This window comes from Streptomyces sp. enrichment culture (assembly GCF_964272895.1).
In the GTDB taxonomy this organism is placed as follows: Bacteria; Actinomycetota; Actinomycetes; order Streptomycetales; family Streptomycetaceae; genus Streptomyces.
In genome coordinates this window covers 641,876-663,365 of sequence record NZ_OZ186832.1, presented here as the reverse complement: position 1 = coordinate 663,365, position 21,490 = coordinate 641,876, and the positions used below count along the sequence as shown (strand labels likewise).

Below are 21,490 nucleotides of genomic sequence, written 5' to 3'. Positions count from 1 at the left end.
CCGATGACGACCCCCGGTTTCCGGCCCACGCACGTCGTCCCGGGCGACGGCATGCCCGCCTGGCAGGCCCCCGACCCCGGCCGCCCCACCGTTCCCCTGGACGCCCTGCTGCCCGTCCAGCTCCTGGAGCGGCGCGGCGACTGGGGCCACGTCCTGTGCTCCAACGGCTGGTCCGCCTGGGTCGACGGCCGCCTTCTGATCGCCGTACCCCAGAACCCGCCGCTCACCGGGCCGCCCGACGCCACCGCCGACCCGCGGCCGCTGCTCGCCGTCGCCGAGCAGACCCTCGCCCGCTACCGGGCCGCCGTCGAGGAACTGGCCACCGGATCGCTGGACCGCGAGACCTTCGCCGCCCGCACCCGGGGGATGCGGCTCGGGGTCGTGGTGGACGGGGAGTCGGTGTGGCTGTACGACGGCGAGCAGGGGCGGTGGGTGTACGGCGAAGGGGTGCACCAGAGCACGTACGCCACCGACGAGGGCCCGCGGGCCGAGCCGCGGGACGTCGGCCACGCCCCCACCCAGGTCGTGACGCCCGATGGCCCGTGACACCAGCCTGTTCTCCGGGCGCCCGTCCGAGCTGATCGGCCGCACGGTCGCCGGCTACCGCATCGAGGAGGAGATCGGCCGCGGCGGCATGGCCGTCGTCTACCGGGCCCGTGACCTGCGGCTCGACCGCGCGGTCGCGCTGAAGCTGCTGGCCCCCGAACTGGCCCGCAACGACACCTTCCGCAAACGCTTCACCCATGAGTCACGGGTGGCCGCCGCCATCGACCACCCGCACATCGTGCCGGTGTTCGAGGCCGGCGAGACCGACGGAGTCCTCTACATCGCGATGCGCTTCGTCTCCGGCAGCGATCTGCGGCACCTGCTGGACCGCCAGGGCTCGCTGCAGCTGCCGACCGCCCTGCGCATCGCCTCCCAGGTGGCCTCCGCGCTCGACGCGGCCCATGAGCACGGACTGGTCCACCGGGACGTGAAGCCCGGCAACATCCTCGTCTCGCGCGGCACCGACAGCGACCACCCCGAGCACGTCTACCTCACCGACTTCGGGCTGACCAAGAAGTCCCTGTCGCTCACCGGCTTCACCACGGTCGGCCAGTTCGTCGGCACCCTGGACTACGTGGCACCCGAGCAGATCTCCGGGCGCCCCGTCGACGGCCGCTGCGACGTCTACGGCTTCGCGTGCGTGGTCTACGAGATGCTCACCGGCCGCCCGCCGTTCCGCCGTGACGACGACATGGCCCTGCTGTGGGCGCACCAGTACGACGACCCGCCCCCGCCCACCGAGATCCGCCCCGGACTGCCGCTGCCCGTGGACCCCGTCTTCGCCAAGGCCCTGGCCAAGAGCCCCGACGACCGCCACGACTCCTGCCTCGACTTCGTCGCCGCCCTGCGCGCCGCGGCCGTCGCCGCGCAGGGCGCCCATCCGCCGACGCAGGTCGTCGACCTGAAGACGGCGCCGTCGCCGGTGCGGCGGCCCGCCCAGCCCCCGCTGTGGGCGACGCCCGTCTTCCGGAGCCGGAGCCCGCGCTGAGCGGGCAACCGGAACGCCGGATCTTGCTTTCCCGGATGCCTTGACCTCAAGTTCGGTCGAGGTCCCAGAATGATCTCCATGGACACCGAGACCGCAGACATCAAGGCCATCGAAGAGGTCGTGGCCACCGTCGAGCGCACCCAGCGCGCCAAGGACCCCGAGGGCTTCCTCGCGCTCTTCCACCCCGAGGCGCTGTGGACCACCGCCCACGGCAAGGTCCTCATCGGCCTCGACGCCATCGCCGAGTTCACCCGCGCCGTCCTGCCCGCCGCGACCTGGGACGGCGAGGTCACCTACGAGGCGGTCCACATCCAGTTCCTGCGCCCCGACGTGGCGGCCGTCAAGGTCCGCCAGGCATACCACTCCGCGGACGGCGTCTCGGAGGGCGCCCCGCTGTATGTGATGACCAAGCAGGACGACGGCCGGTGGCTGCTGCACGCCTGCCAGAACACCCAGGTGAAGACCGACTAGGAGGGGCGCACGCGGCCCCCTAGCCCACCCGCCCGCGCCTGCTCACCCGGTGGGCCAGCAGAGCCCCCAGGAAGCCCATGACCAGGCCCCACAGCAGGGCGAGGCCCAGGGCGGACCACAGCTGGGGGCGCAGGAACAGCTCGCCGCCCAGGTCGCCGCCGAGGTCGCCGATGCCGAGGACCGACAGGCCGTAGTGCGCGGTGATCCGGCCGAGCAGGCAGATCACAAGGACGGTCAGCGCCAGCGCGACGGCCAGATGCACCGCGTGCTGCCAGGCGCGCACACGGGCGGGGGAGCGGGCGGCCATCACGAACGCGGCCGCCAGCAGCAGCACGGCGTCCACGACCACCAGCCACCACACCCGCCCGTCGTACTCGGCGAGCGAGGACAGGTTGAGCTCGGCGCTCTCCTTGCCGCGCAGCACCTGGTCCAGCACATGGGGCATCGGCAGCCCGAAGGGTCCGTCCACGCGGCCGTCCCAGGTGGCGCCGAGTCCGACGGTCAGACACAGCCACACCAGGTTCGGCAGACCGAGCAGGATCACGGCGAACGTCTCCGCCGGACGGCCGCGGGTCACGGCCACCACCAGGCCGATGGCGACGCCGAGCACGACGTACGCCAGCAGCAGCAGGACCATGGCGTACGCGGCCGGGCGCACCGACGTCTGGAAGCGCAGCAGCCGCCCCGGCAGCGGCGCCCGGCTGGAGACCAGCAGCGCCAGGACCAGCACCCCGGCCAGCCACAGCAGTCCGAAGAACAGCGTCGGTGCCAGAGCCGTCTCGAACCCCACCTCGGGCGAGACGCCGAACACGTCGCCGAGGTCGGCGAGCTCGCCCTCGCCGAGCCGGATCCTGAAGGTCTGCCGGGCGGCGAAGGACAGACACAGCAGCACGACGAGCCACAGCGCGGCCACCCGTGCGGCCCAGCCGCCGAGCTCGGACACCCCGGCCACCGCCCGGTTCCGCAGCGGCCGCAGGAAGCCCGCGGCGAGCACCAGGGCACCGACCAGACCGACCGACAGCGGGACCACGGTCAGCCCGGCGGAGGACTCGGCCAGCCCGCCGGCGTTCCCGGACAGCTCGACGGTGCCGCCGACGGCCGTGACGACGGTCGCCGCGGCCACCCGCGGGAAGGCGCCGTCGGGCAGATCGGCGGCGCCGGCCGCCCACAGCCCGAGGACGGCGGTGACGCCCATGGCGAGTGCCGCGGCCAGCACCGCGGCACCGGCCTGCACCCAGCCGTGGCGGGCGACCGCCCGGTCGGAGGGGCTCTGCGGGCTCTGCGGGCTCTGCCGTGCGCTCACCCTTGCCACGCTAAGCAGCCCGCGCCGCCCGCGCCCGCCGAGAGGTCCGTCCGCGTTCGCCGGGGGCCGGAGCGGGCTCCCGTCCGCGTCGGCCGACGGTCCGGCGGGACGTCCGTCGGCTTGCGGGCGCCCTGGGACCGGCGCACACAATTGATAACAACAGGCCATAAAGCGGTACAAGATGGCGATGGGGTGAGAGATCGCCGTCGGGAAGAAGAGCTCGTGAGCGTCGAACCGCCGTCATCAGGCCGCCCCACCGGCCCGCCCTCGGGTCCGCTGTCGGGCCCCGGCCAGCCGCCCTCGGGCCCGCCCTCCCAGCCGTCCGGCGCGAGCGGCGTACCACCGGAACCCCACCACCCCTGGTGGCGGTCCGTGCCCCGGGTCGCGCTGCTGGCCGGTGTCGTGGTGGTCGCCGTGGCCCTGGCGCTCGTCCTGAACCGCCCCGGCGGCGGCTCCGGCGGTGGCGGCGAGGTCTTCCTCCAGGCGGCCGGCAAGTCCGGTCCCGACCCCTTCACCGCCTCCAGCGCCACCGACAGCTCCGCACCCCCGGTCACCCCCTCCCCGACCACCGAGTCGGCCCCCGCGGGCACCGTGCGCGGCGTCGACGGCGGCGCGCCCGGCCTCTACGGCGGCACCCGCAAGGTCGCCGCCTGCGACGTGGAGAAGCAGGTGCGGTTCCTCCAGGCCGACGCCGCCAAGAACCGGGCCTTCGCCTCCGTCGCCGGCGTCTCCCCCTCCGGCGTCCCCGGCTATCTGCGCTCGCTGACCCCCGTGCAGCTGCGCGTGGACACCCGCGTCACCAACCACAGCTACCGCGACGGCGCCGCCACCGGCTACCAGGCCGTCCTGCAGGCCGGCACCGCCGTCCTGGTCGACGACCGCGGTGTGCCGCGGGTGCGCTGCGCCTGCGGCAACCCGCTGACCCCGCCCGTCGCCCAGGAGGGCACCCCCAAGCGCACCGGCGACTCCTGGCCGTCGTACCGCGCCTCGAACGTCGTCGTGGTCAACCCGGCACCCGTCGTGATCAAGGTCTTCGTGATCTACGACCCCGAGCACGACGAGTGGATCCACCGCCACAAGGGCGACACCGGCCACAAGGACACCAAGACGCACCCGCCGGTCGACCACGCGACCCCCTCGGCGAGCGTGTCCACCCCGACCACGCCCTCCTCGCCCGGCGAGGACACCCCCACCCCCTGCGTCTCCACCACCGCCCCGGGCGAGGCCCGCAGCCCCGGTGTGACCCCCTGCCCGCCGACCTCCGCGACCCCGTCCTCGTCGCCTCCCACACAGCCGGAGACCACCACCTCCGAGCCCACCACCTCCGAGCCCGCCCCGCCGCCGCCCGAGCCGGTGTCCCCGGACGTCTCCTCACCCGAGGGGCCGCCCGCCTCCGATCCGACCGACGCCCCGGACACGAACACCACACCGGACCAGCCGGCCTCCTGATCCGCGCCCCAGGGCTCCTCGAAGGCTCGAACGACGACCGGGGACTGCCGCGCCGCTCACTGGGTACGAGCATCAGTGCAGCAGTGTCCGGCCAGGCCGGCCGCGGGGAAGAGAAACGGATGATCGAGCACCGGGACGACACAGTGATGCCGACTGGCTTCGACGTGCCCGTCGAGCCCTTGCGGCGGGCGGCGCACTACACCGGTGAACCGGGGTGCATCGCCGAGGCGCGGTCCTTCGCGGCCCGCTTCCTGGAGCGGCTGCGGACCGAGTGGTGCGCCCGCATCGACGAGCGGGCCGAGGGCGCCGTGCTCCTCGTGGTGAGCGAGCTCGTCACCAACGCCGACCGGCACAGCAACGGCCCCTACATCCTGGAGCTGGAGGGCACCGACGACGAGGTCGCGGTGTGCGTGTACGACAGCAGCGCCGCGCTGCCCCTGCGCTACCCCCGTGACCCCGAGCGCATCGGACGGCACGGCCTGGAGATCGTGCACGCCCTGTCGGCCCGTGTCACCGCCGAACGCGTCCCCGTCGGCAAGCGGGTGCGGGCCGTGGTGGGCCTGGCCGAGGACCGCAACGGCGGAGGCTAGCCCTCCGAGCCGCGGCCCTCCGCCTGGACGGCGGGGACAGCCGTCCTTCCGCCCGAGCCACAAGACCGGCCCTCCGCCAAGCCACCGGGGGGAAGCCCCCCGCCCGAGTCGCGGAGGTCGGGCTTCCGTATTCCACCCGTGGCGGAATGCGCCCGCGCCCCCTTCCCCCGCCGGGCCGCGCTCCTAGGCTGGGAGAGTGACCGATCAAGCGCCGAACGAAGCCCGAGTGATCCCCCTGCGACCGGGGACCGCCCGCCCGACGTCCGCCCGCCCCGCCGCGCCCGCCGCCCGTCCCTCGGGGCCGCCCCGCAAGGGCCCGCAGCCGGACGAACCGCTCTGGCGGGACCTGATCGGCGACGTCCTGCGCCGCGAGCGCCTCGCGCAGGAGCGCACGCTCAAGGACGTCGCCGACGCCGCCCGGATCTCCATGCCGTATCTGTCGGAGGTGGAGCGCGGCCGCAAGGAGGCGTCCTCCGAGGTCCTCGCGGCCGCCGCCCGCGCCCTCGGCCTGGGCCTCGGCGACCTGCTGGCGCGGGCCCAGGGCGAACTCGTACGCCTGACGAGCCGCCACCCGGCCGCCGGCCGCGGCGCGACAGCCCCGTCCTCCCGCAACGGACTGTGCCTGGCCGCCTGACGCCCGCGCCGCCGGCGCCTCAGACCGACACGGGGCGCCGGCTCAGCACCTCGTCGGCCAGCCCGTAGGCCACCGCCTCCTCGGCCGTGAACACCTTGTCGCGGTCCATGTCCGCGCGCAGGGTGGCCACATCGTGGTGGGTGTGCCGGGCCAGCACCTCCTCCACCTGGGAGCGGATGCGGACCATCTCCTTGGCCTGCAGCGCGAGATCGGACACCGTGCCCTGCCGGCCGCCCGAGGCCGGCTGGCCCAGCAGCACCCGCGCGTGCTCCAGCACGAACCGCCGCCCCGGATCCCCGCCGGCCAGCAGCACCGCCGCCGTGGACGCCGCCTGCCCGACGCAGCAGGTCGTGATCGGCGCCCGCACATAGGTCATGGTGTCGTAGATCGCCATCAGCGAAGTGAACGAGCCGCCGGGCGAGTTGATGTAGACCGCGATCTCCTGCTCCGGCGCCGACGACTCCAGATGGAGGAGTTGCGCGATGACGACGTTGGCGACGCCGTCGTCGATCTCGGTGCCGATGAAGATGATCCGCTCGTTGAGCAGCCGGCTGAACACGTCGAAGGACCGCTCGCCCTGCGGGGTGCGCTCGATGACGTTCGGAATCGTGTAGGTCCCCATGTCACAGCCCCATCCGTCGCTTCGTCGAGACCGGCCGCACATCGGCGAAGGACTCCACGATCCGGTCCACCATCCCGTACTCCCTGGCCTGCTCGGCCGTGAACCAGCGGTCGCGGTCCCCGTCCCGAGAGATCGTCTCCGGGCTCTGCCCGGTGTGCTCCGCGGTGATGCGCTCGATGGTCCGCTTGGTGAACTCCAGGTTGTCCGCCTGGATCTCGATGTCCGCGGTGGTGCCCCCGATGCCCGCGGACGGCTGGTGCATCATGATCCGCGCGTTGGGCAGCGCGTACCGCTTGCCGGGCGTGCCCACGCTGAGCAGGAACTGGCCCATGCTGGCCGCGAAGCCCATGGCGAGCGTGGACACGTCGTTGGGGATCAGCCGCATCGTGTCGTAGATGGCCAGACCCGCGTGGACCGAGCCGCCGGGGCTGTTGATGAACAGGCTGATGTCGGTGTGCGGGTCCTCCGCCGAGAGGATCAGCAGCTGGGCGCAGACCCGGTTGGCGGAGACCTCGTCGACCTGGGTGCCCAGCAGCACGATCCGCTGCCCGAGCAGCTGGGCCGCCAGATGGTCGTCGTACCGGGTGGGCGCGGTCTCGCCCTCCTCGGCCCGCGGGGTGAGCATGCGGGATGGGGTCATCGGTCCTCCTCGTCGGACACGTCGGATGCCGTCCACCCCACTGTTGCCCTTGCACCCCGCCCACCGGCGGTTTCTCTGCCCGCGGCAGATCTGCCGAGGGCAGAGCGATGAGTTCGCCGGCCCGCCCCGGTCCTTACTGCCGACCGGGATCCGCACCCCCAGGAGGACGCCATGACCGCCGACGGATTCACCACGTGCCTGTGGTTCGACGACCAGGCCGAGGAAGCCGCCCACTACTACGTCTCGATCTTCAAGAACTCCGGCATCCAGCGCGTCTCCCACTACCCGGAAGGCGCCCCGCGTCCCGCCGGAGGGGTGCTGACCGTGGAGTTCACCGCCAACGGGCACCGGTTCTGCGCGCTCAACGGCGGCCCGCAGTTCACGTTCAACGAGGCGATCTCCTTCCAGATCTTCTGCTCCGACCAGGAGGAGATCGACCACTACTGGACCCGGCTCACCGAGAACGGCGGCGTGCCCGGCCCCTGCGGCTGGCTCAAGGACAGGTACGGGGTGTCCTGGCAGGTCATCCCCGACCGGCTGGCCGGGATGATGAGCGACCCGGACCCGGAGAGGGCCAGGCGGACCACCGAGGCGATGCTTTCCATGGGCAAGCTCGACATCGCCGCCCTGGAGAAGGCGTACGCCGGGGGGTGACCGCCGGCCGTCAGCCTCCGGTGCGCTCCGCGACCGCACGGGTGATCTCCCGGGCGATCCGCAGGATGCCGGGGGAGCGCACCGGACACGGCTTCGGCGTGGACGTCGTGGGGGCCAGACAGAAGTGCAGATAGTCGTCGTCGCGATGCAGGGCGGTGCGGCCCCGGCCGGGGTCCGTGCAGTACTCCGGGTGCGCGCGCTCGTAGGCCGTGCAGGGCAGGTGCTGGGTCCAGGTGTAGCGGCCGGAGGCGGGGCTGACCGCCCGGCCGGCGTCCGCGACGGCGTCGTCGGAGGCCGCCGCCAGCTCCTCGTACACACGGTTGACCCGCCGCACCCGCTCCGGGGTGATCGGGTCCGGGCCCTGGAGCACCCACACGATCCGCGGCCGGCGCTGCCCGCCCGCCGCGGCGATCTGGTCGGTCAGCCGCCGGGCGTCGGCGGTGTACCGCTCCAGGTACCGCTCGGGTGAGCCGTCGTAGGTGATGCCGTCCATGCACGGTGTGTAGCCCCAGGCGTTCCCCCAGAACTGCAGCACCACCACGTCCGGCCGCAGCCGGCGCACCAGTGCCGCCGCCTTGTCCGCGTCCGGCACCAGGGAGCGCTTGCCGGTGCCCTCCAGGTAGTCGCACAGCGTGGTGCCCGAGTACGGGGCGCTGGTGTAGGGGGCGCGCAGGGCGCGGCGCAGTTCCCGACCGACGACCTGCTGGTTCTCCATGGCCAGCGAGTCGCCGAGGTACAGCACGGCCGGCGGGTCCGCGGGCGGCGTGCGAGGGGACGTCTGCGGGGAGGGCGCGGCCCGCTGACGGGTCGTCGCGGGCAGGTCGGCCGCCGTGCCGCCCCCGGACCGCGGGTCACCGCAGCCCGAGAGCAGCAGAGCACCGGCCAGCAGTGCTCCCACGACCCACGGTCTGCGCATACGGCCACTCCCGCCCCGGCACCGAAAGGGTTCCCCAGGCAAGCACACCCCCGCCCCCGGCGGAAGCCGTCCGTCGGCCACTCGATCCGCACCCGTGCGCGCTACGGTCGCCCGGAGTTGGCCCGCCCGTCATACGCTGTCCCTACGGTGCGCGGCATGAGACGACCTTCCCTGCTGCTCGGCGCCACGGTGCTGACCCTGGCGCTGGCCTCGCCCGCCACGGCCGGAAACAGCCCCCACGAAGGGGACTTCGGCCGGGCCACCCTGACCGGGTTCGCCTCCCTCCCGGCCGAGACGTTCGTCCCGGACAGCGAGCCGTCCGGCGCCCACCTCGGCACCGGCCCGTTCAACGGCGTCGCCGCGCCCTTCCCCGGCCAGCCGGTGCAGGGCTTCAGCGGCATCGTGAACCGGCACGACGGCACCTTCGACGTGCTGTCCGACAACGGCTACGGCAACCAGGCCAACAGCGCCGACTTCCTGCTGCGCGTGCACCGCGTCGCCCCCGACACCGCGACGGGCGCGCTGCGGGTCCTCGGCGGCTTCGGACTGAGCGACCCCGACCGGCATGTGCCGTTCCCGCTCACCCGAGCCGACCGCCGCCTCACCGGCGCCGACTTCGACGTGGAGTCGATCGTGCGGGTCGCCGACGGCACGTACTGGATGGGCGACGAGTTCGGCCCGTACCTGCTGCACTTCTCCGCCGACGGCCGGCTGCTGCAGGCGCCGGTCCCGCTGGAGGGGGTGCGCGCGCCCGAGAGCGCCGTGCGCACCGGCGAGCAGGCCACCCTCGGCTCCAGCAAGGGCTTCGAGGGCTTGGTGCGGTCGGTCGACGGTCGGCGCCTGTACCCGCTGCTGGAGGGCACGGTCACCGGGGACACGCCCGGTGACCTGCGCTTCAGCGAGTTCGACCTACGGCGTGGCGCGTACACCGGCAAGCGGTTCACCTACCGTCTGCAGTCCCCGGCGCACGCCATCGGTGACGCGATCGCCGTCGACCGGCACCGCTTCCTCGTCATCGAGCGCGACGGCGGCCAGGGCGACGCGGCGAAGTTCAAGCGGATCTACCTCGCCGACACCCGCGACCGCGACGATGACGGCCTCCTGGACAAGACGCTGGTGGCCGACCTGCTGGACATCGCCAACCCGAAGGGTGTCGGCGGCTTCGGGGAGACCTTCCGCTTCCCCTTCACCACCATCGAGGACGTCGTCCTCCTCGACGACCGCACCCTGGCCGTCCTGAACGACAACAACTTCCCCTTCTCCTCCGGCCGTACGCCCGGCAAGGCCGACGACAACGAGTTCATCACCCTGCGCCTGTCGCGGGCCCTGCACGCCGACCCGCGGGCCCTGCGCTAGTCGCGGCCGGCCCGGCGCCCCCGTGCCGCCCGCCCGACCGCGCTCGGCGCGCGGGCGGGCGGCAGGGTGGTTAGCGTGTGGAATCGGACACGTCCCCGATCCGAGAGGGCCGATCATGGCCGCACTACCTGAGGGAACCCCCTGCTGGGTGGACGCGATGTTCACCGATCTGGAGGGGGCCAAGAGCTTCTACGGTGACGTCCTCGGCTGGACCTTCGGCGAGGCGTCGTCGGAGTACGGCAACTACACCCAGGCCTACGCCGGCGGCAAGGCGGTCGCCGCCGTGGTGCCGCCGATGCCCGGCCAGGAGGGCACCTCGCAGTGGTGCCTGTACCTCGCCTCCCCGGACGCCGACGCGACGGCGCAAAAGATCCGGGAGCAGGGCGGCGAGGTCCTGATGGAGCCGATGCAGGTCGGTGACTTCGGCACCATGGTCCTCGGCCGCGACCCGAGCGGGGTCGTCTTCGGCGTCTGGCAGCCCGGCGTGCACGGCGGCTTCGAGGCCCCGCCCGAGCAGTCCGGCGCCTTCTGCTGGGCGGAGGTCTTCACCCGTGAGCCGGAGAAGTCGGACGCCTTCTTCCCCGGTGTCTTCGGCTACGGCGTCCAGCAGATGCAGGACGACACGATGGACTTCCGGGTGTACAACCTCGGGGAGCGCCCGGCCCTGGGGCGGATGAAGATGACCGAGGAGTTCCCGCCCGAGGTCCCGGCGTACATCAACGTCTACTTCAACGTCCCGGACTGCGACGACGCCGTCGCCAAGGCCACGAAGCGGGGTGGCGCGCTGCGCTTCGGCCCGATGGACACGCCCTTCGGCCGGTTCGCCGCGCTCAGCGATCCGCAGGGCGCGAACTTCTCGGTGATCGACATGACCAGGACCGAGGGCGAGATGCCGCGGATGACCGACGTCACCTGAGGGGCGGCCGGAGGGTCCTCGGGCCCGTGGCATGATCGGACGCATGGGTGAACGTGTGGTGGCCGCGTGCGACGGGGCTTCGAAGGGAAACCCCGGTCCGGCGGGCTGGGCCTGGGTCGTCGCGGACGAGTCGGAGACTCCCGACCGCTGGGAGGCGGGGCCGCTCGGCAAGGCCACCAACAACGTCGCCGAACTGACCGCCCTGGAGCGGCTGCTGGCGGCGACCGACCCCGCCGTACCCCTCGAGATCCGCATGGACTCGCAGTACGCCATGAAGGCGGTCACCGCCTGGCTGCCCAACTGGAAGCGCAACGGCTGGAAGACGGCCGCCGGCAAGCCGGTCGCCAACCAGGACCTGGTCGTGCGCATCGACGAACTGCTCACCGGCCGTGAGGTCGAGTTCCGCTACGTCCCCGCCCACCAGGTCGACGGCGACCCGCTCAACGACTTCGCCGACCGGGCCGCCAGCCAGGCCGCGAGCGTCCAGGAGGCCGCGGGCAGCGCCCTCGGCTCCCCGGAGCCGCCGGCCGCGCCGGACGCCCCGGTGCGGGCACCGCGCCGCAAGCCGGGGGCCCGCACCGGCACCGGCTCCTCGCGCACCGGCACCGGCTCCTCGCGCACCCTCAAGGCCAAGTTCCCGGGCCGCTGCGGGGTGTGCGGGCGCTCCTACGCGGCCGGCGAGCCCATCGCCAAGAACGCCTCCGGCTGGGGGCACCCGCAGTGCCGTACGGCCGGGGCCTGATCAGGCCGTGTCGAAGGTGTAGAACGCCGTGTGGTCCAGCAGGTCCGCCGGGCGCACGTCGTTCCACGGCTCCATCGTGTCCTGGAGGTCGACGACGTCCGCGGTGCCCGCGGCCGGCAGATAGCCGGAACCGGGGTGCCGGCGCTGCCACTGCGACCACAGCTTGTCGATGAAGGCGTGGTGCAGCCAGAACACCGGGTCGTTGGGGGACACCCCGGTCGCCATCTGGCCGCCGACCCAGACGTGGACCCGGTTGTGCAGGTTCACCCCGCGCCAGCCCTCCAGGTGGTTGCGGAAGCCGTCCGAGGCGCTGTTCCACGGCGCCATGTCGTACACCGGCATGGCCAGCACCGACTCCACCTCCGCCCGCGTCGGCAGCTCCCGCCCGGAGGTGCCGAGCGAACGGCGCAGGAAGGTACGGCCGTCCACGCGCACCGTGATCGGCCAGTTGCCGGCCGACGCCGCGAACGGCCCGTCCATCACCTGCCCGTCCAGGCTGCGGCCGGTGCCGCCGAGGAAGTCCGGCGCCCACAGCGAGGAGCGCGCCGAGCGGTCGGTGGACCAGTCCCAGTACGGCAGCGCGACCGAGGCGTCCACCTGTTGCAGCGCGCGCTCGAAGTCCAGCAGGAATCTGCGGTGCCAGGGCAGGAACGACGGCGAACGGTGGCCGGTGCGGGGGCCGTTGTCGGTGTCGGCGACGATGAACCGGTTGTGGGTGGTGACGAACTCGTCGTAGCGGCCGCTGCGCTTGAGCTCCAGGACGGCGGCGACGAAACGCCGCTTCTCGTCGGTGGTCAGGTTCGCCTGGTTCTTGCGGACGGTCATGTGAAACGGTGCTCCAAGTGGGCGTGCGGGCTGGTCAGTTGGCGGGGAACGGCAGCAGTCGTGCGCCCTGGAGCTCGTCGACCGCGGCGCGGGCGGCCGCCTTCGGCGTGGGCACCGGGTCGTAGTGGCTGACGACGCTGATCCAGGTGCCGTCCGCGTTCCGCATCAGATGCAGCTCGACGCCGTCCACGAACACCGCGTAGCCGGTGCCGTGGTGGTGGCCGCCGGAACCCGTGCCGCCGGTGCGGGCCGCGCCGGTCGGCCGGCCCTGTATCCGGCGGCCCTTGTAGACCTCGTCGAAGGGCTGCGGCGAGCCGTGGCCGTGCCCGTGGTCGCCGTGGCGGTGGTGGCCGTCGTCGGCGGCGGAGGCGCCGCCGCCCGGTCCTGCGGCGAGTGTGGCGCCGGTGGCGGCCACGGCGGCTCCTGCGGCGAGTGCGCGACGGCGGGTGAGTTCCGGCATACGGACCTCCTGTGTCGGGTATCGGACGTCTCCGCATGCCTACCGGGCCGGGGACCGGCGCCGGAAATCCCTCCGGCCCGGTTGGCTCGGATCCGGACAAGTGCTTACATCTCGTGCAAGGTTGAACGAAGATGATCTTGCTCCGGGCGGAGTCGCGACCGTGCCGGAACGGGGAATTCCTTGCGCCGGGAGCCCGGCCCCCGAAGATCTTTCGCATTCCCTACGGTCATCGGATCGTCCGCCGTACGGGTCAACACGACGCGTTTTACACCTCTTTCGGCTGCTACCCTGCGTCGCACATCGACCGCTCTCGGTAAGGCAACAGGGGTGCGTGTGAAGGTCGCCATCGTCGGGGGCGGGCCCGCAGGGCTGTATCTGTCGATCCTCCTCAAACTCCAGGACCCCGCCCGTGACATCACCGTCCACGAGCGCGACCCCGAGGGCTCGACCTACGGCTGGGGCGTCACCTACTGGCAAGGACTGCTCGACGAACTGCACCGGCACGACCCGCAGTCGGCCCGCGCCGTCGACGCGGCCTCGGTCCGCTGGAGCGACGGTGTCGCCCATGTCCGCGGCCTCACCACCCGGCACCACGGCGACCAGGGCTTCGGCATCGGCCGCCACCGCCTGCTGCGCGTCCTCACCGACCGGGCCCGCTCCCTCGGCGTACGCCTGCACCACGAGCACGAGATCACCGACGTGCGGGCCCTGGCCGACGGCGCCGACCTCGTGGTCGCCGCCGACGGGGTGCGCAGCGCCCTGCGCACCCGGTACGCCGACCACTTCGGCACCGAGGTGGCCGTCGGCCGCAACTGCTACATCTGGCTCGGCACCACCAAGGTCTTCGACGCCTTCACCTTCGCCTTCACCGAGACCGACCACGGCTGGATCTGGGCGTACGGCTACGGCTTCAGCGACACCCACAGCACCTGTGTGATCGAGTGCCCGCCCGAGACCTGGACGGGCCTCGGCCTGGACCGCGCCGACGCCTCCGGCGGCCTCGCCCTGCTGGAGAAGCTGTTCGCGGACGTCCTCGACGGCCACCCCCTCATCGGCCGCGTCCAGGCCGACGGCAGCGCCCAGTGGCTGAACTTCCGCACCCTGACCAACCGCACCTGGCACCGCGGCAACCTGGTCCTGCTCGGCGACGCCGCCCACACCACCCACTACTCCATCGGCGCCGGCACCACCCTCGCCCTGGAGGACTCCATCGCCCTGGCCGCGGCGCTGCGGACCCACGCCGATCTCTCCGCCGCTCTCGCCCGCTACGAGGCGGAGCGCAAGCGGGCCCTGCTGCCCGCGCAGAGCGCCGCCCGCCACAGCGCCCAGTGGTACGAGAACCTGCCCCGGTACATCGACCTGCCGCCCGAGCGCATGTTCGCCCTGCTCGGCCAGCGCCACTCACCGCTGCTGCCCTACGTGCCGCCCCAGCTGTACTACCGGCTCGACCGCGCCGCGGGCCGGCTGGACTCCCTGCGCCGCCTCAAGCGCTGGCTCGGCCCGAGGCTCGCCCGCAGGGTGCAGTCCCGGAGCCTGGAGCGGCGCGACTAGCGGCCGCGGCGCCGGCTCCGTACCCGTTCGTGGCCGTTCGAGAGCGACCCCTGTTCCGTTCGTAGCCGTTTGAACAGCTCGGTCCGCGGTTACCCGGGTGCGCATGACAGAGGAGCCGGGGAAGCGGACGGGGCGCGACGAGACCCCGGAGGAGCGCGCGGACCGGATGTGGGGCGAGCTCATCCAGGAGGTCCGGGTCGCGCAGATGGGCGTGCAGATCCTCTTCGGTTTCCTGCTGACCGTCGTCTTCACCCCGACGTACGCGAAACTCGACGACACCGACCAGACGATCTACATCGTGACCGTCGTGCTCGGCGCCTGCGCCACCGGCGCCCTGATAGGGCCCGTCTCGCTGCACCGGCTCGTCTCCGGCCGCCGGGTGAAGCCGCAGGCGGTGCAGATGGCCTCGAGGCTGACCCTGCTCGGGCTCGTGCTGCTGCTGGCCACCATGACCGCCTCCCTGCTGCTCATCCTGCGGGTGGCGACCCACGACGGCTTCGTGCCCTACCTGGTGGCGGCCGTCGTCGCGTGGTACGTGGCCTGCTGGTTCGGGATCCCGCTGTGGACCCGGCGCCGTCACACCTCCCGCTGAGCGGCATCGGTACCCCTGCTCGGCCCGCCCCGCAGGTCACCGGCCGGGGTGTCCCTCCCGCGCCCCGCGCAGGGCCCCGAGGCGCCGCTCCTGCACCCGCAGCTCGGGGTCGGCCTCCACGGCCTCGGCCACCAGCGACCTCATCGAGTCGAACGCCTCCGCCGCCCACGTACCGGCGTCCTCGTCCTCCTCCAGTTCGTCGATGAGCGACAGAAGCGCGGTGGGGTTCTCGGCGACCTCCAGCGCCTTCGTGGGACGGACGCCCTCGGCCTCGGCGGCCTGGGCGATGGCGGTGCCGCGCTCGGAGGTCGCGCCGGAGCGGGCCACGTAGTAGCTAAGGCCCAGCCGCCGGTGCGCGCGTGACGCCGAACTCGCGCGCGTCGCGCGCCACGAGGTCGGACAGCGGCGCGGGGGAGCCGGGGGCGGGGTCGAGCGAGGGGGGCACCAGGGTCACGGACGGTCTCCTAGGGAGGGGCACAGAGCAGACCGGAAGCCTCTATGCACCGATTGGCCGCCCTTTGCCGCCCCCGCCGTGCGGTACGGCTTCACGGCGTTCTCGATATTCGCGCGCGTCCCGGACAGGATGACTCCATGACCGCGCGCCCCCTGCCCTCCAGCACTCCGGCCGCCCAGGGCGTCGACGCCACCGGTGTCCTCGCCTTCCTCGACGCCGTCGAGGCCGAACCGGACCTCGAACTGCACAGCCTGATGATCCTGCGCCACGGCCATGTGGTGACCGCCGGCTGGTGGTCGCCCTACACCCGTGAACGCCCCCATCTGCTGTACTCGTTGAGCAAGAGCTTCACGGGGACGGCCGCCGCGTTCGCGCTCGCCGACGGGCTGTTCGGCCTCGACGACGAAGTGCTCGCCCACTTCCCCGAGTTCGAGGCGGACATCACCGATCCGCGCAGCCGCGCCATACGGGTGCGGCATGTGGCGACCATGTCCAGCGGCCATCTCGCCGAGACCGTCGACGACGCCTACCGCACCGACCCGGCCGAGCCGGTCCGCGGCTTTCTGCTCCAGCCCCCGCAGCGCGACCCCGGCACGGTCTTCGCGTACAACCAGCCCACCACCTACACCCTCGGCGCGATCGTCCAGAAGCGCACCGGGCAGCCGCTGAGCCGGTATCTGCGCCCCCGCCTGTTCGACCCGCTCGGCATCGACGAGGCGGCGGGCTGGCTGTGGGACGGCGCGGGCCGCGAGCTCGGCTTCAGCGGACTGCACCTGACGACCGAGTCGGTCGCCCGGTTCGGCGAGCTGTATCTCCGCGACGGCGTCTGGCAGGGGAGGCGGCTGCTCCCCGAGGGCTGGGTCGCGGAGGCCGGCCGGGCCCATGTGCCGACCGCGAGCCGGATGTTCGACAGCGGCAGCCCGGACTGGGACCAGGGCTACGGCATCCAGTTCTGGCGCTCCCGGCACGGCTACCGCGGCGACGGGGCGTACGGCCAGTTCTGCCTGGTACTGCCCGAACAGGACGCCGTGATCGTGACCACCGCCGCCACCGAGCGGATGCAGACCCTGCTGGACCTCTTCTGGCAGCACGTCCTGCCCGCCTTCCACCCGGCACCCCTGCCCGGCCCGTCCGACGCCGACGCCGCCCTGGCCCACCGGCTGACCGGCCTCGCCCTGCCGCCCGCCACCGGCAAACCCGCCCCGCCCGAGCGGCCCGAGGACTGGGCCGCCGTCCCCTTCACGCCCCACGGCGGTGTCTGCGCCGCCCAGCCGGGGCTGACCGGCCTGGAGGTGACGCCGGGCGCGGGCGGCGCGGGCGGCGGGGACGGCACCGGCGGCTGGACGGTGACCTTCACCGAGAACGGCCACCGGCTCGCGCTGCGCCTCGGCGCGGGCGGCTGGACCGTGGCCGAGGAGCCGCTGCCGGTCGCGGTGAGCGGTGGCTGGACCGGGTCCGGGACGCTGGCGTTCGAGGTGCTGTTCCTGGAGACGCCCCATCGCCTGGTCGTCACCTGCTCGCTCGCCGACCGCACCTTCACCGCCGACTGGCGGCACACTCCGCTGCACCACCCCCCGCTGGGCCTGCTCAGGGCACCTGTCGGTCCGCGTGCCTGAAGGTGCGCAGGACAGCGGCGAGCGCCGCGCGGTTCCCGGCGCTGTCCCAGGCCGCCGCCGGTGTCGTCCAGCGCAGTGAGTAGCCGCGCCCGCCGCCGAGGAGGACGCCGCGGCCGAAGGTGCGCAGCCGGCTGCCGGGCGCCGTGCTGAGCCACTGCATGTCCGCGGCCTCGCGGCCCTGGTACGTCCGTGGCGCGATCGCCCCGATCCGGCGGAAGCCGCCCGCGGTGCGCAGCTGCTGCTCCACGCCCCGCCACACGGCGACCGGGTCCGGGCCGACCCGCTCGCTGTGGGTGACGGTCAGCGTGCGCGGGTCGCCGGGCGCGCCGAGGACCACACGGGAGGCCAGGTCCGCCACGCGCGTGGTGCTCAGCGGGCGCCAGCCGGCCGGGAGGGCGACGGAGAAGCCCTCGGGGGAGCGGTAGGTGCGGAAGCCGGCGGGAAGGGCGGCGGTCGGGGAGGGCGCGGAGGTGGGCGTGGGGTCGGGTGCGGCCGGTGTCGTGGCGGGCGTCGGGGGCACGGCGGTCGCCGGCGGCGCGGCCGTCGCCGGGGGCACCGGAGCCGGTGCGGAGGTGCGGGGACCGGCGGGGCCGGACGCGGCGCGGTCGGTGCCGGGCAGCCCGCCCGTCGCGGCGAGCACCGCGACCGTGACCGTGACGACGGCGAGGGCCGTGCCGACGGCGAGCACACGGCCGCCCCGGCCCGCGCCCGCGTGCCGGACGCTCGCGTACGCGCGCCGCAGCCGGGGCCGCGGCAGCGCACAGGGCACCGGGCCCGGCTCCTCGTACACCACCCGCGTCAGCGCCTCGCGGACCACCGGCCGGGACAGCCGCTCACGGGAGTCCTTGCGGAGCAGCCCCTGCACGGCCCGCGTGAGCGGCCCGGCGTGCACGGGGGCGCGCAGCGGCAGCCGGTCCACGCCCCTCAGCGTGGCCTCGTCCCGCTCGCGCTCCCGGAACGGCGGCCGGCCCTCGACCATCGTGTAGAGGATCGCGCCCAGCGCCCACAGATCCGCCGCCGGACCGATCCGCTCGTCACGGGCCTGCTCCGGCGAGGCGTACGACGGTGCCGTGAGCCTCGGCGCGAGCGTCGAGCCCGCCAGCCCGAACCCGGCCACGACGGCCGGACCGCGCTCCGGCACGAACACCTGGCCAGGGCTCAGCTCCCCGTGCGTGATGCCCGCCGCGTGCGCCGCGTCCAGCACGTCCAGCAGCTCCAGGCCGATGCGGGCCGCCCGTACATAGTTGAACGCGCCCCGCTGGGCGAGGAGTTCGCCGAGCGGGGTGCCCCCCACCCATTCGGTGACCGTCCACAGCGCGTCCCCCGACGCCGCCGCCTCCAGCACCGCGGGAACCCGGCCCGGACACAGCGTGCGCATGGTCTCCGCGGTGCGCATCACCCGGCCCACCGCCCGCCGCGCCCCGCGTTCGTCCATGCCCTCGGGCAGCCCCACCCGCGTCAGCAGACAGGGGCGGCCCGTCTCGACGTCCTCGCCGTACCAGCCGACCCGGTTCGTCTCCCGGTGCACGACCTCCAGGGGCCGGTACCGGCCGGCGATCAACTCTTCCGCGCGGACGTGCGGCTCGACCATGGTCATTCCCTCGCTGAACCCCTGGCTGTCGTTTCCCAGTGGTACGGCGAGCGAGACACCGTGCGTTCAACGCCCGCGGCAACGCTGACTCGACGTCAGGACGGCAGCGCGGACGCCCCGTCCAGACCGAAGCGCGCCGTCCAGCCGGCCATGTCGGCGGCGGAGACATTGCCCCCGCAGACCACCAGGCCGAGCCGGGCGCCGTCGCCGACCCGCTCCAGCACCGCGCGCGCCGCGGGCAGCAGACAGCCGGCCGCCGGTTCGGCCCACAGCTTGGCGTGCTCGGCGAGGTCCAGACAGCCCTGGACCGCCTCCCGGTCGGGGACCACCAGCACCTCGTCGACCAGCGACGCCACATGCGCGTAGGTGAGCGGGGAGACGGACGGGGCGCTCAGCGTGCTCACGACCGACGACAGGGGCACCGGCACCGGCCCGCCCGCCGCCAGCGCCGCGGACATCGCCTCGGCGCCCTCCGTCTCCACACCCCACACCCGGACCCCCGGCCGGCGTGCCTTCAGGGCCGCCGCCACACCGGCGATCAACCCGCCCCCGCCGATGCTCACCAGTACGTCGGTCAGCTCCCCGGCGTCCTCGGCGAGCTCCAGGCCCACCGTGCCCTGGGCGGCGACCACCAGCGGGTCGTCGAAGGGGTGCACCAGCGTCAGGCCCTCGCCGCGCAGGCGCTCCATCAGCGCGAACGCCTCGTCCATGGTGTCGGTCAGCCGCACCGCGGCCCCCGCCGACTCGGCGATCCTGACCGCGCGGGCCGGCGCCGAACGCGGCATGACCAGCGTGGCCTTCACATCGAAGGCGGCGGCCGTCACGGCGAAGGCGATGCCGTGGTTGCCGCCGCTGACCGCCACCACCCCCGCGGCCCGCTCGGCGTCCCCGAGCGAGAGCAGCTTGGCCGTGGCCCCGCGGACCTTGAACGAACCGGTGTGCTGGAGCAGTTCCAGCTTCGCCGTGACCGGCACGCCGAGCAGCGCGCTCAGCCCCGGGCTCGGCAGCGTGGGCGTGCGGACGATGTGTCCGGCTATCCGCGCTGCCGCGGCTTCGATGTCGGTGATGCCGATCAAGAGAACTCGCCCTTCCGTCAGTGATGCTGAGCGCCCGTGCCGGGTCGCGAAGGCCCCGGACGATGATCCGCCCGGCCCGCCCCACGCCGTGTTCCGGGCCCGTCACCCGCCGAACAACTGCGTCCAGTACGTGCCCGCCCGGCCTCCGCCCGCGAAGCCGATGCCTATGTGGGTGAAGTCGGGCTTGAGGATGTTCGCGCGGTGCCCCGGACTGTTCATCCAGCCGGTGACCACCTCGGCGGGGGAACGCTGGCCGCAGGCGATGTTCTCGCCTATGGAGCGCCGGGCGGCGCCCGCGGCGGCGGCGCGGTCCCAGGGGCGGCTGCCGTCCGGTGCGGTGTGCGCATAGAAGTCGCGAGCCACCATGTCCGCGCTGTGCGCCCGCGCGGCCCGGGTCAGCGGCGGGTCCGCGGCGAGGGGCGGCAGCCCGGCCGCGGCGCGCTCCCGGTTGGTCAGGGCGACCACCTCCGTCTCCGTACGGTCCAGCTCGGCGGGAGTGAGCGGCCTGGCCCACAGCGCGGTCCAGAACACCTCGCCCCGGTCGCCGTGCGCCTGCCCCAGCCCCGCGTGGACGAACCCGGCGTCCTGCAGGGTGCGCCGGGCCTGTTCGGTGCGCAGACAGGAGGCGAGGAACTCCTGCGGGGTGCGCGGGCCGGACACCAGGTGCTCGCCCACGCTCACATACGCGTAGCCGGTGCGGGTCAGTCGCTGGTACACCGACACCCCGTCCCGCCCCTCGACGCCGAGCCGCCCCGCGGCGGCCATCGCGGCGGCGTGCTCCTGGGCGGCGGCCGTCAGCCGCGCGTCGAGGCAGACGGCGGGCGCACCGGCCTGGGCGCGCGCGGAGTTGACCGGTGCGAGCCAGAGCGGTTCGGCGCCACCCTGTCCCCTGGGGTGCGCGGCCGTCCGCTGAGCGGGGATGGCGGGAGGGCCGGGTACGGGCTGTGCCCGCGCCCCGTCGTCCACCACGTCCACCCCGAAGTCACGGGCGAGGCCGGCCAGTCCGTCGGCGTAGCCCTGGCCGAGGGCGCGGAGCTTCCAGATGCCGGCGCGCCGGTAGATCTCGGCGAGGAGCAGCGCGGTCTCCTCGCCCGCGGGGGGCGGGGTGAAGCGGGCGAGGTGACCGGCGGGGCCGGTGACCTGGAGCGTCGGGGACGGCAGACGGCTCAGCGGCGTGCCGGGCTCGGTGGGGGAGACGACGACCGTGACCCGCGTGGCGCCGGGGCGCAGGGCCGCCGGGTCGACGGTGAGCGTGTCATCGGCCAGGCGGGCGCCCGGCGCCGACGGCTGGTTGAAGAAGACGAAGTCGGAGTCGTCCCGCACCGTGCCGCCGTCGTCCGTGATCAGCGCGCACACGTCGAACGGCCCGGGCACCCGCACGGTCAGCACACCGTGCGGCAGGGGGAGATTGCCCCCGGATACCAGCTCGTTCATCGCGCCGCCCTGCTGTCGTGGCCGGGGACGCCGCCGCCCGGCCGTGGCTCACGACCGCACAACG

At 73.8% G+C, this 21,490-nt stretch carries 22 protein-coding genes and 1 pseudogene; 13 read left to right on the top strand and 10 right to left on the bottom strand.

Translation table 11 applies throughout. The features are described 5' to 3' along the window. Positions 1 to 3 precede the first annotated feature (3 nt). The 3 genes from ACSU6M_RS02970 to ACSU6M_RS02960 all read left to right on the top strand — a co-directional run bounded on the left by ACSU6M_RS02970 (position 4) and on the right by ACSU6M_RS02960 (position 2,005). Positions 4 to 546, top strand: a complete 543-nt coding sequence (locus tag ACSU6M_RS02970; RefSeq protein WP_437066755.1) for a hypothetical protein — start codon at positions 4 to 6, stop codon at positions 544 to 546. Then, entirely contained in the window at positions 536 to 1,534 is a 999-nt protein-coding gene (locus ACSU6M_RS02965) for a serine/threonine-protein kinase (RefSeq protein WP_437066753.1), read from the top strand. The genes ACSU6M_RS02970 and ACSU6M_RS02965 overlap by 11 nt, the downstream gene beginning before the upstream one ends. A 69-nt stretch (positions 1,535 to 1,603) precedes the next feature. After that, a complete protein-coding gene (locus ACSU6M_RS02960) occupies positions 1,604 to 2,005 on the top strand; it encodes an SgcJ/EcaC family oxidoreductase (RefSeq protein ID WP_437066751.1) in 402 nt (133 codons plus the stop codon). A gap of 19 nt (positions 2,006 to 2,024) precedes the next feature. Here ACSU6M_RS02960 and ACSU6M_RS02955 read toward each other — a convergent pair whose 3' ends face one another. After that, complete coding sequence (locus ACSU6M_RS02955; RefSeq protein WP_437066750.1) at positions 2,025 to 3,308, bottom strand: streptophobe family protein; 1,284 nt, start codon at positions 3,306 to 3,308, stop codon at positions 2,025 to 2,027. A gap of 222 nt (positions 3,309 to 3,530) precedes the next feature. On the opposite strand from ACSU6M_RS02955, the gene ACSU6M_RS02950 reads away from it, so the two are divergent. The 3 genes from ACSU6M_RS02950 (at position 3,531) to ACSU6M_RS02940 (ending at position 5,981) form a co-directional block, all read left to right on the top strand. Next, complete coding sequence (locus ACSU6M_RS02950) at positions 3,531 to 4,757, top strand: DUF6777 domain-containing protein (RefSeq protein WP_437066748.1); 1,227 nt, start codon at positions 3,531 to 3,533, stop codon at positions 4,755 to 4,757. Between the two features lie 119 nt (positions 4,758 to 4,876). Further along, a complete protein-coding gene (locus tag ACSU6M_RS02945) occupies positions 4,877 to 5,347 on the top strand; it encodes an ATP-binding protein (RefSeq protein ID WP_437066746.1) in 471 nt (156 codons plus the stop codon). Between the two features lie 196 nt (positions 5,348 to 5,543). Beyond that, positions 5,544 to 5,981 (top strand): helix-turn-helix domain-containing protein, encoded by a 438-nt coding sequence (locus tag ACSU6M_RS02940; RefSeq protein ID WP_437066744.1) that lies wholly within the window; start codon positions 5,544 to 5,546, stop codon positions 5,979 to 5,981. 19 nt (positions 5,982 to 6,000) lie between these two features. Here ACSU6M_RS02940 and ACSU6M_RS02935 read toward each other — a convergent pair whose 3' ends face one another. After that, the gene (locus tag ACSU6M_RS02935; protein WP_437066742.1) at positions 6,001 to 6,603 is read right to left on the bottom strand and encodes a ClpP family protease; all 603 of its coding nucleotides are present in this window, start codon (positions 6,601 to 6,603) and stop codon (positions 6,001 to 6,003) included. Between the two features lies 1 nt (position 6,604). Beyond that, positions 6,605 to 7,243: an ATP-dependent Clp protease proteolytic subunit gene (locus ACSU6M_RS02930; protein ID WP_437066740.1), complete on the bottom strand. Its 639-nt coding sequence runs from the start codon at positions 7,241 to 7,243 to the stop codon at positions 6,605 to 6,607. Between the two features lie 171 nt (positions 7,244 to 7,414). On the opposite strand from ACSU6M_RS02930, the gene ACSU6M_RS02925 reads away from it, so the two are divergent. Beyond that, positions 7,415 to 7,897 carry a VOC family protein gene (locus ACSU6M_RS02925; RefSeq protein WP_437066738.1) on the top strand — a complete coding sequence of 161 codons (483 nt, stop codon included), beginning with the start codon at positions 7,415 to 7,417 and terminating at the stop codon, positions 7,895 to 7,897. Between the two features lie 10 nt (positions 7,898 to 7,907). Here ACSU6M_RS02925 and ACSU6M_RS02920 read toward each other — a convergent pair whose 3' ends face one another. Next, entirely contained in the window at positions 7,908 to 8,813 is a 906-nt protein-coding gene (locus ACSU6M_RS02920) for an SGNH/GDSL hydrolase family protein (protein WP_437066736.1), read from the bottom strand. A 156-nt stretch (positions 8,814 to 8,969) separates the two neighbouring features. Between ACSU6M_RS02920 and ACSU6M_RS02915 the strand changes: the two genes are divergently transcribed. The 3 genes from ACSU6M_RS02915 (at position 8,970) to ACSU6M_RS02905 (ending at position 11,827) form a co-directional block, all read left to right on the top strand. Further along, positions 8,970 to 10,169: an esterase-like activity of phytase family protein gene (locus ACSU6M_RS02915; protein ID WP_437066735.1), complete on the top strand. Its 1,200-nt coding sequence runs from the start codon at positions 8,970 to 8,972 to the stop codon at positions 10,167 to 10,169. Positions 10,170 to 10,284: 115 nt separating this feature from the next. After that, positions 10,285 to 11,085, top strand: a complete 801-nt coding sequence (locus tag ACSU6M_RS02910; RefSeq protein ID WP_437066734.1) for a VOC family protein — start codon at positions 10,285 to 10,287, stop codon at positions 11,083 to 11,085. A 31-nt stretch (positions 11,086 to 11,116) separates the two neighbouring features. Beyond that, positions 11,117 to 11,827: a ribonuclease H family protein gene (locus tag ACSU6M_RS02905; RefSeq protein ID WP_437066733.1), complete on the top strand. Its 711-nt coding sequence runs from the start codon at positions 11,117 to 11,119 to the stop codon at positions 11,825 to 11,827. On the opposite strand, the gene melC2 is transcribed toward ACSU6M_RS02905, so the two are convergent. After that, the gene (gene melC2 / locus ACSU6M_RS02900; RefSeq protein WP_437066731.1) at positions 11,828 to 12,652 is read right to left on the bottom strand and encodes a tyrosinase MelC2; all 825 of its coding nucleotides are present in this window, start codon (positions 12,650 to 12,652) and stop codon (positions 11,828 to 11,830) included. It lies immediately after the preceding gene. Positions 12,653 to 12,686: 34 nt separating this feature from the next. Continuing rightward, positions 12,687 to 13,112, bottom strand: a complete 426-nt coding sequence (gene melC1 / locus ACSU6M_RS02895) for an apotyrosinase chaperone MelC1 (RefSeq protein ID WP_437066730.1) — start codon at positions 13,110 to 13,112, stop codon at positions 12,687 to 12,689. Between the two features lie 333 nt (positions 13,113 to 13,445). Here melC1 and ACSU6M_RS02890 point away from each other — a divergent pair, with 333 nt between their 5' ends. Both ACSU6M_RS02890 and ACSU6M_RS02885 read left to right on the top strand, forming a co-directional pair. Then, positions 13,446 to 14,663, top strand: coding sequence for an FAD-dependent monooxygenase (locus ACSU6M_RS02890; RefSeq protein ID WP_437066728.1), 1,218 nt, complete (start codon positions 13,446 to 13,448; stop codon positions 14,661 to 14,663). Between the two features lie 103 nt (positions 14,664 to 14,766). Continuing rightward, a complete protein-coding gene (locus ACSU6M_RS02885; protein ID WP_437066727.1) occupies positions 14,767 to 15,255 on the top strand; it encodes a DUF6328 family protein in 489 nt (162 codons plus the stop codon). Positions 15,256 to 15,336: 81 nt separating this feature from the next. Here ACSU6M_RS02885 and ACSU6M_RS02880 read toward each other — a convergent pair. Next, positions 15,337 to 15,594 (bottom strand): annotated as a pseudogene (locus ACSU6M_RS02880) (hypothetical protein); the annotation flags it as partial. A 252-nt stretch (positions 15,595 to 15,846) separates the two neighbouring features. Here ACSU6M_RS02880 and ACSU6M_RS02875 point away from each other — a divergent pair. Further along, positions 15,847 to 17,325 (top strand): serine hydrolase domain-containing protein, encoded by a 1,479-nt coding sequence (locus ACSU6M_RS02875; RefSeq protein WP_437066725.1) that lies wholly within the window; start codon positions 15,847 to 15,849, stop codon positions 17,323 to 17,325. Here ACSU6M_RS02875 and ACSU6M_RS02870 read toward each other — a convergent pair. From ACSU6M_RS02870 to ACSU6M_RS02860, 3 genes are all read right to left on the bottom strand, one after another. Then, a complete protein-coding gene (locus tag ACSU6M_RS02870; RefSeq protein ID WP_437066724.1) occupies positions 17,297 to 18,922 on the bottom strand; it encodes a serine/threonine protein kinase in 1,626 nt (541 codons plus the stop codon). The two genes, ACSU6M_RS02875 and ACSU6M_RS02870, sit on opposite strands and share 29 nt — an antisense overlap. An 89-nt stretch (positions 18,923 to 19,011) precedes the next feature. After that, on the bottom strand, positions 19,012 to 19,992 hold the full coding sequence (locus ACSU6M_RS02865; RefSeq protein ID WP_437066722.1) for a threonine/serine dehydratase: 981 nt from the start codon (positions 19,990 to 19,992) through the stop codon (positions 19,012 to 19,014). Positions 19,993 to 20,094: 102 nt separating this feature from the next. Further along, positions 20,095 to 21,426: a CAP domain-containing protein gene (locus ACSU6M_RS02860; RefSeq protein ID WP_437066720.1), complete on the bottom strand. Its 1,332-nt coding sequence runs from the start codon at positions 21,424 to 21,426 to the stop codon at positions 20,095 to 20,097. Between the last annotated feature and the right edge of the window lie 64 nt (positions 21,427 to 21,490).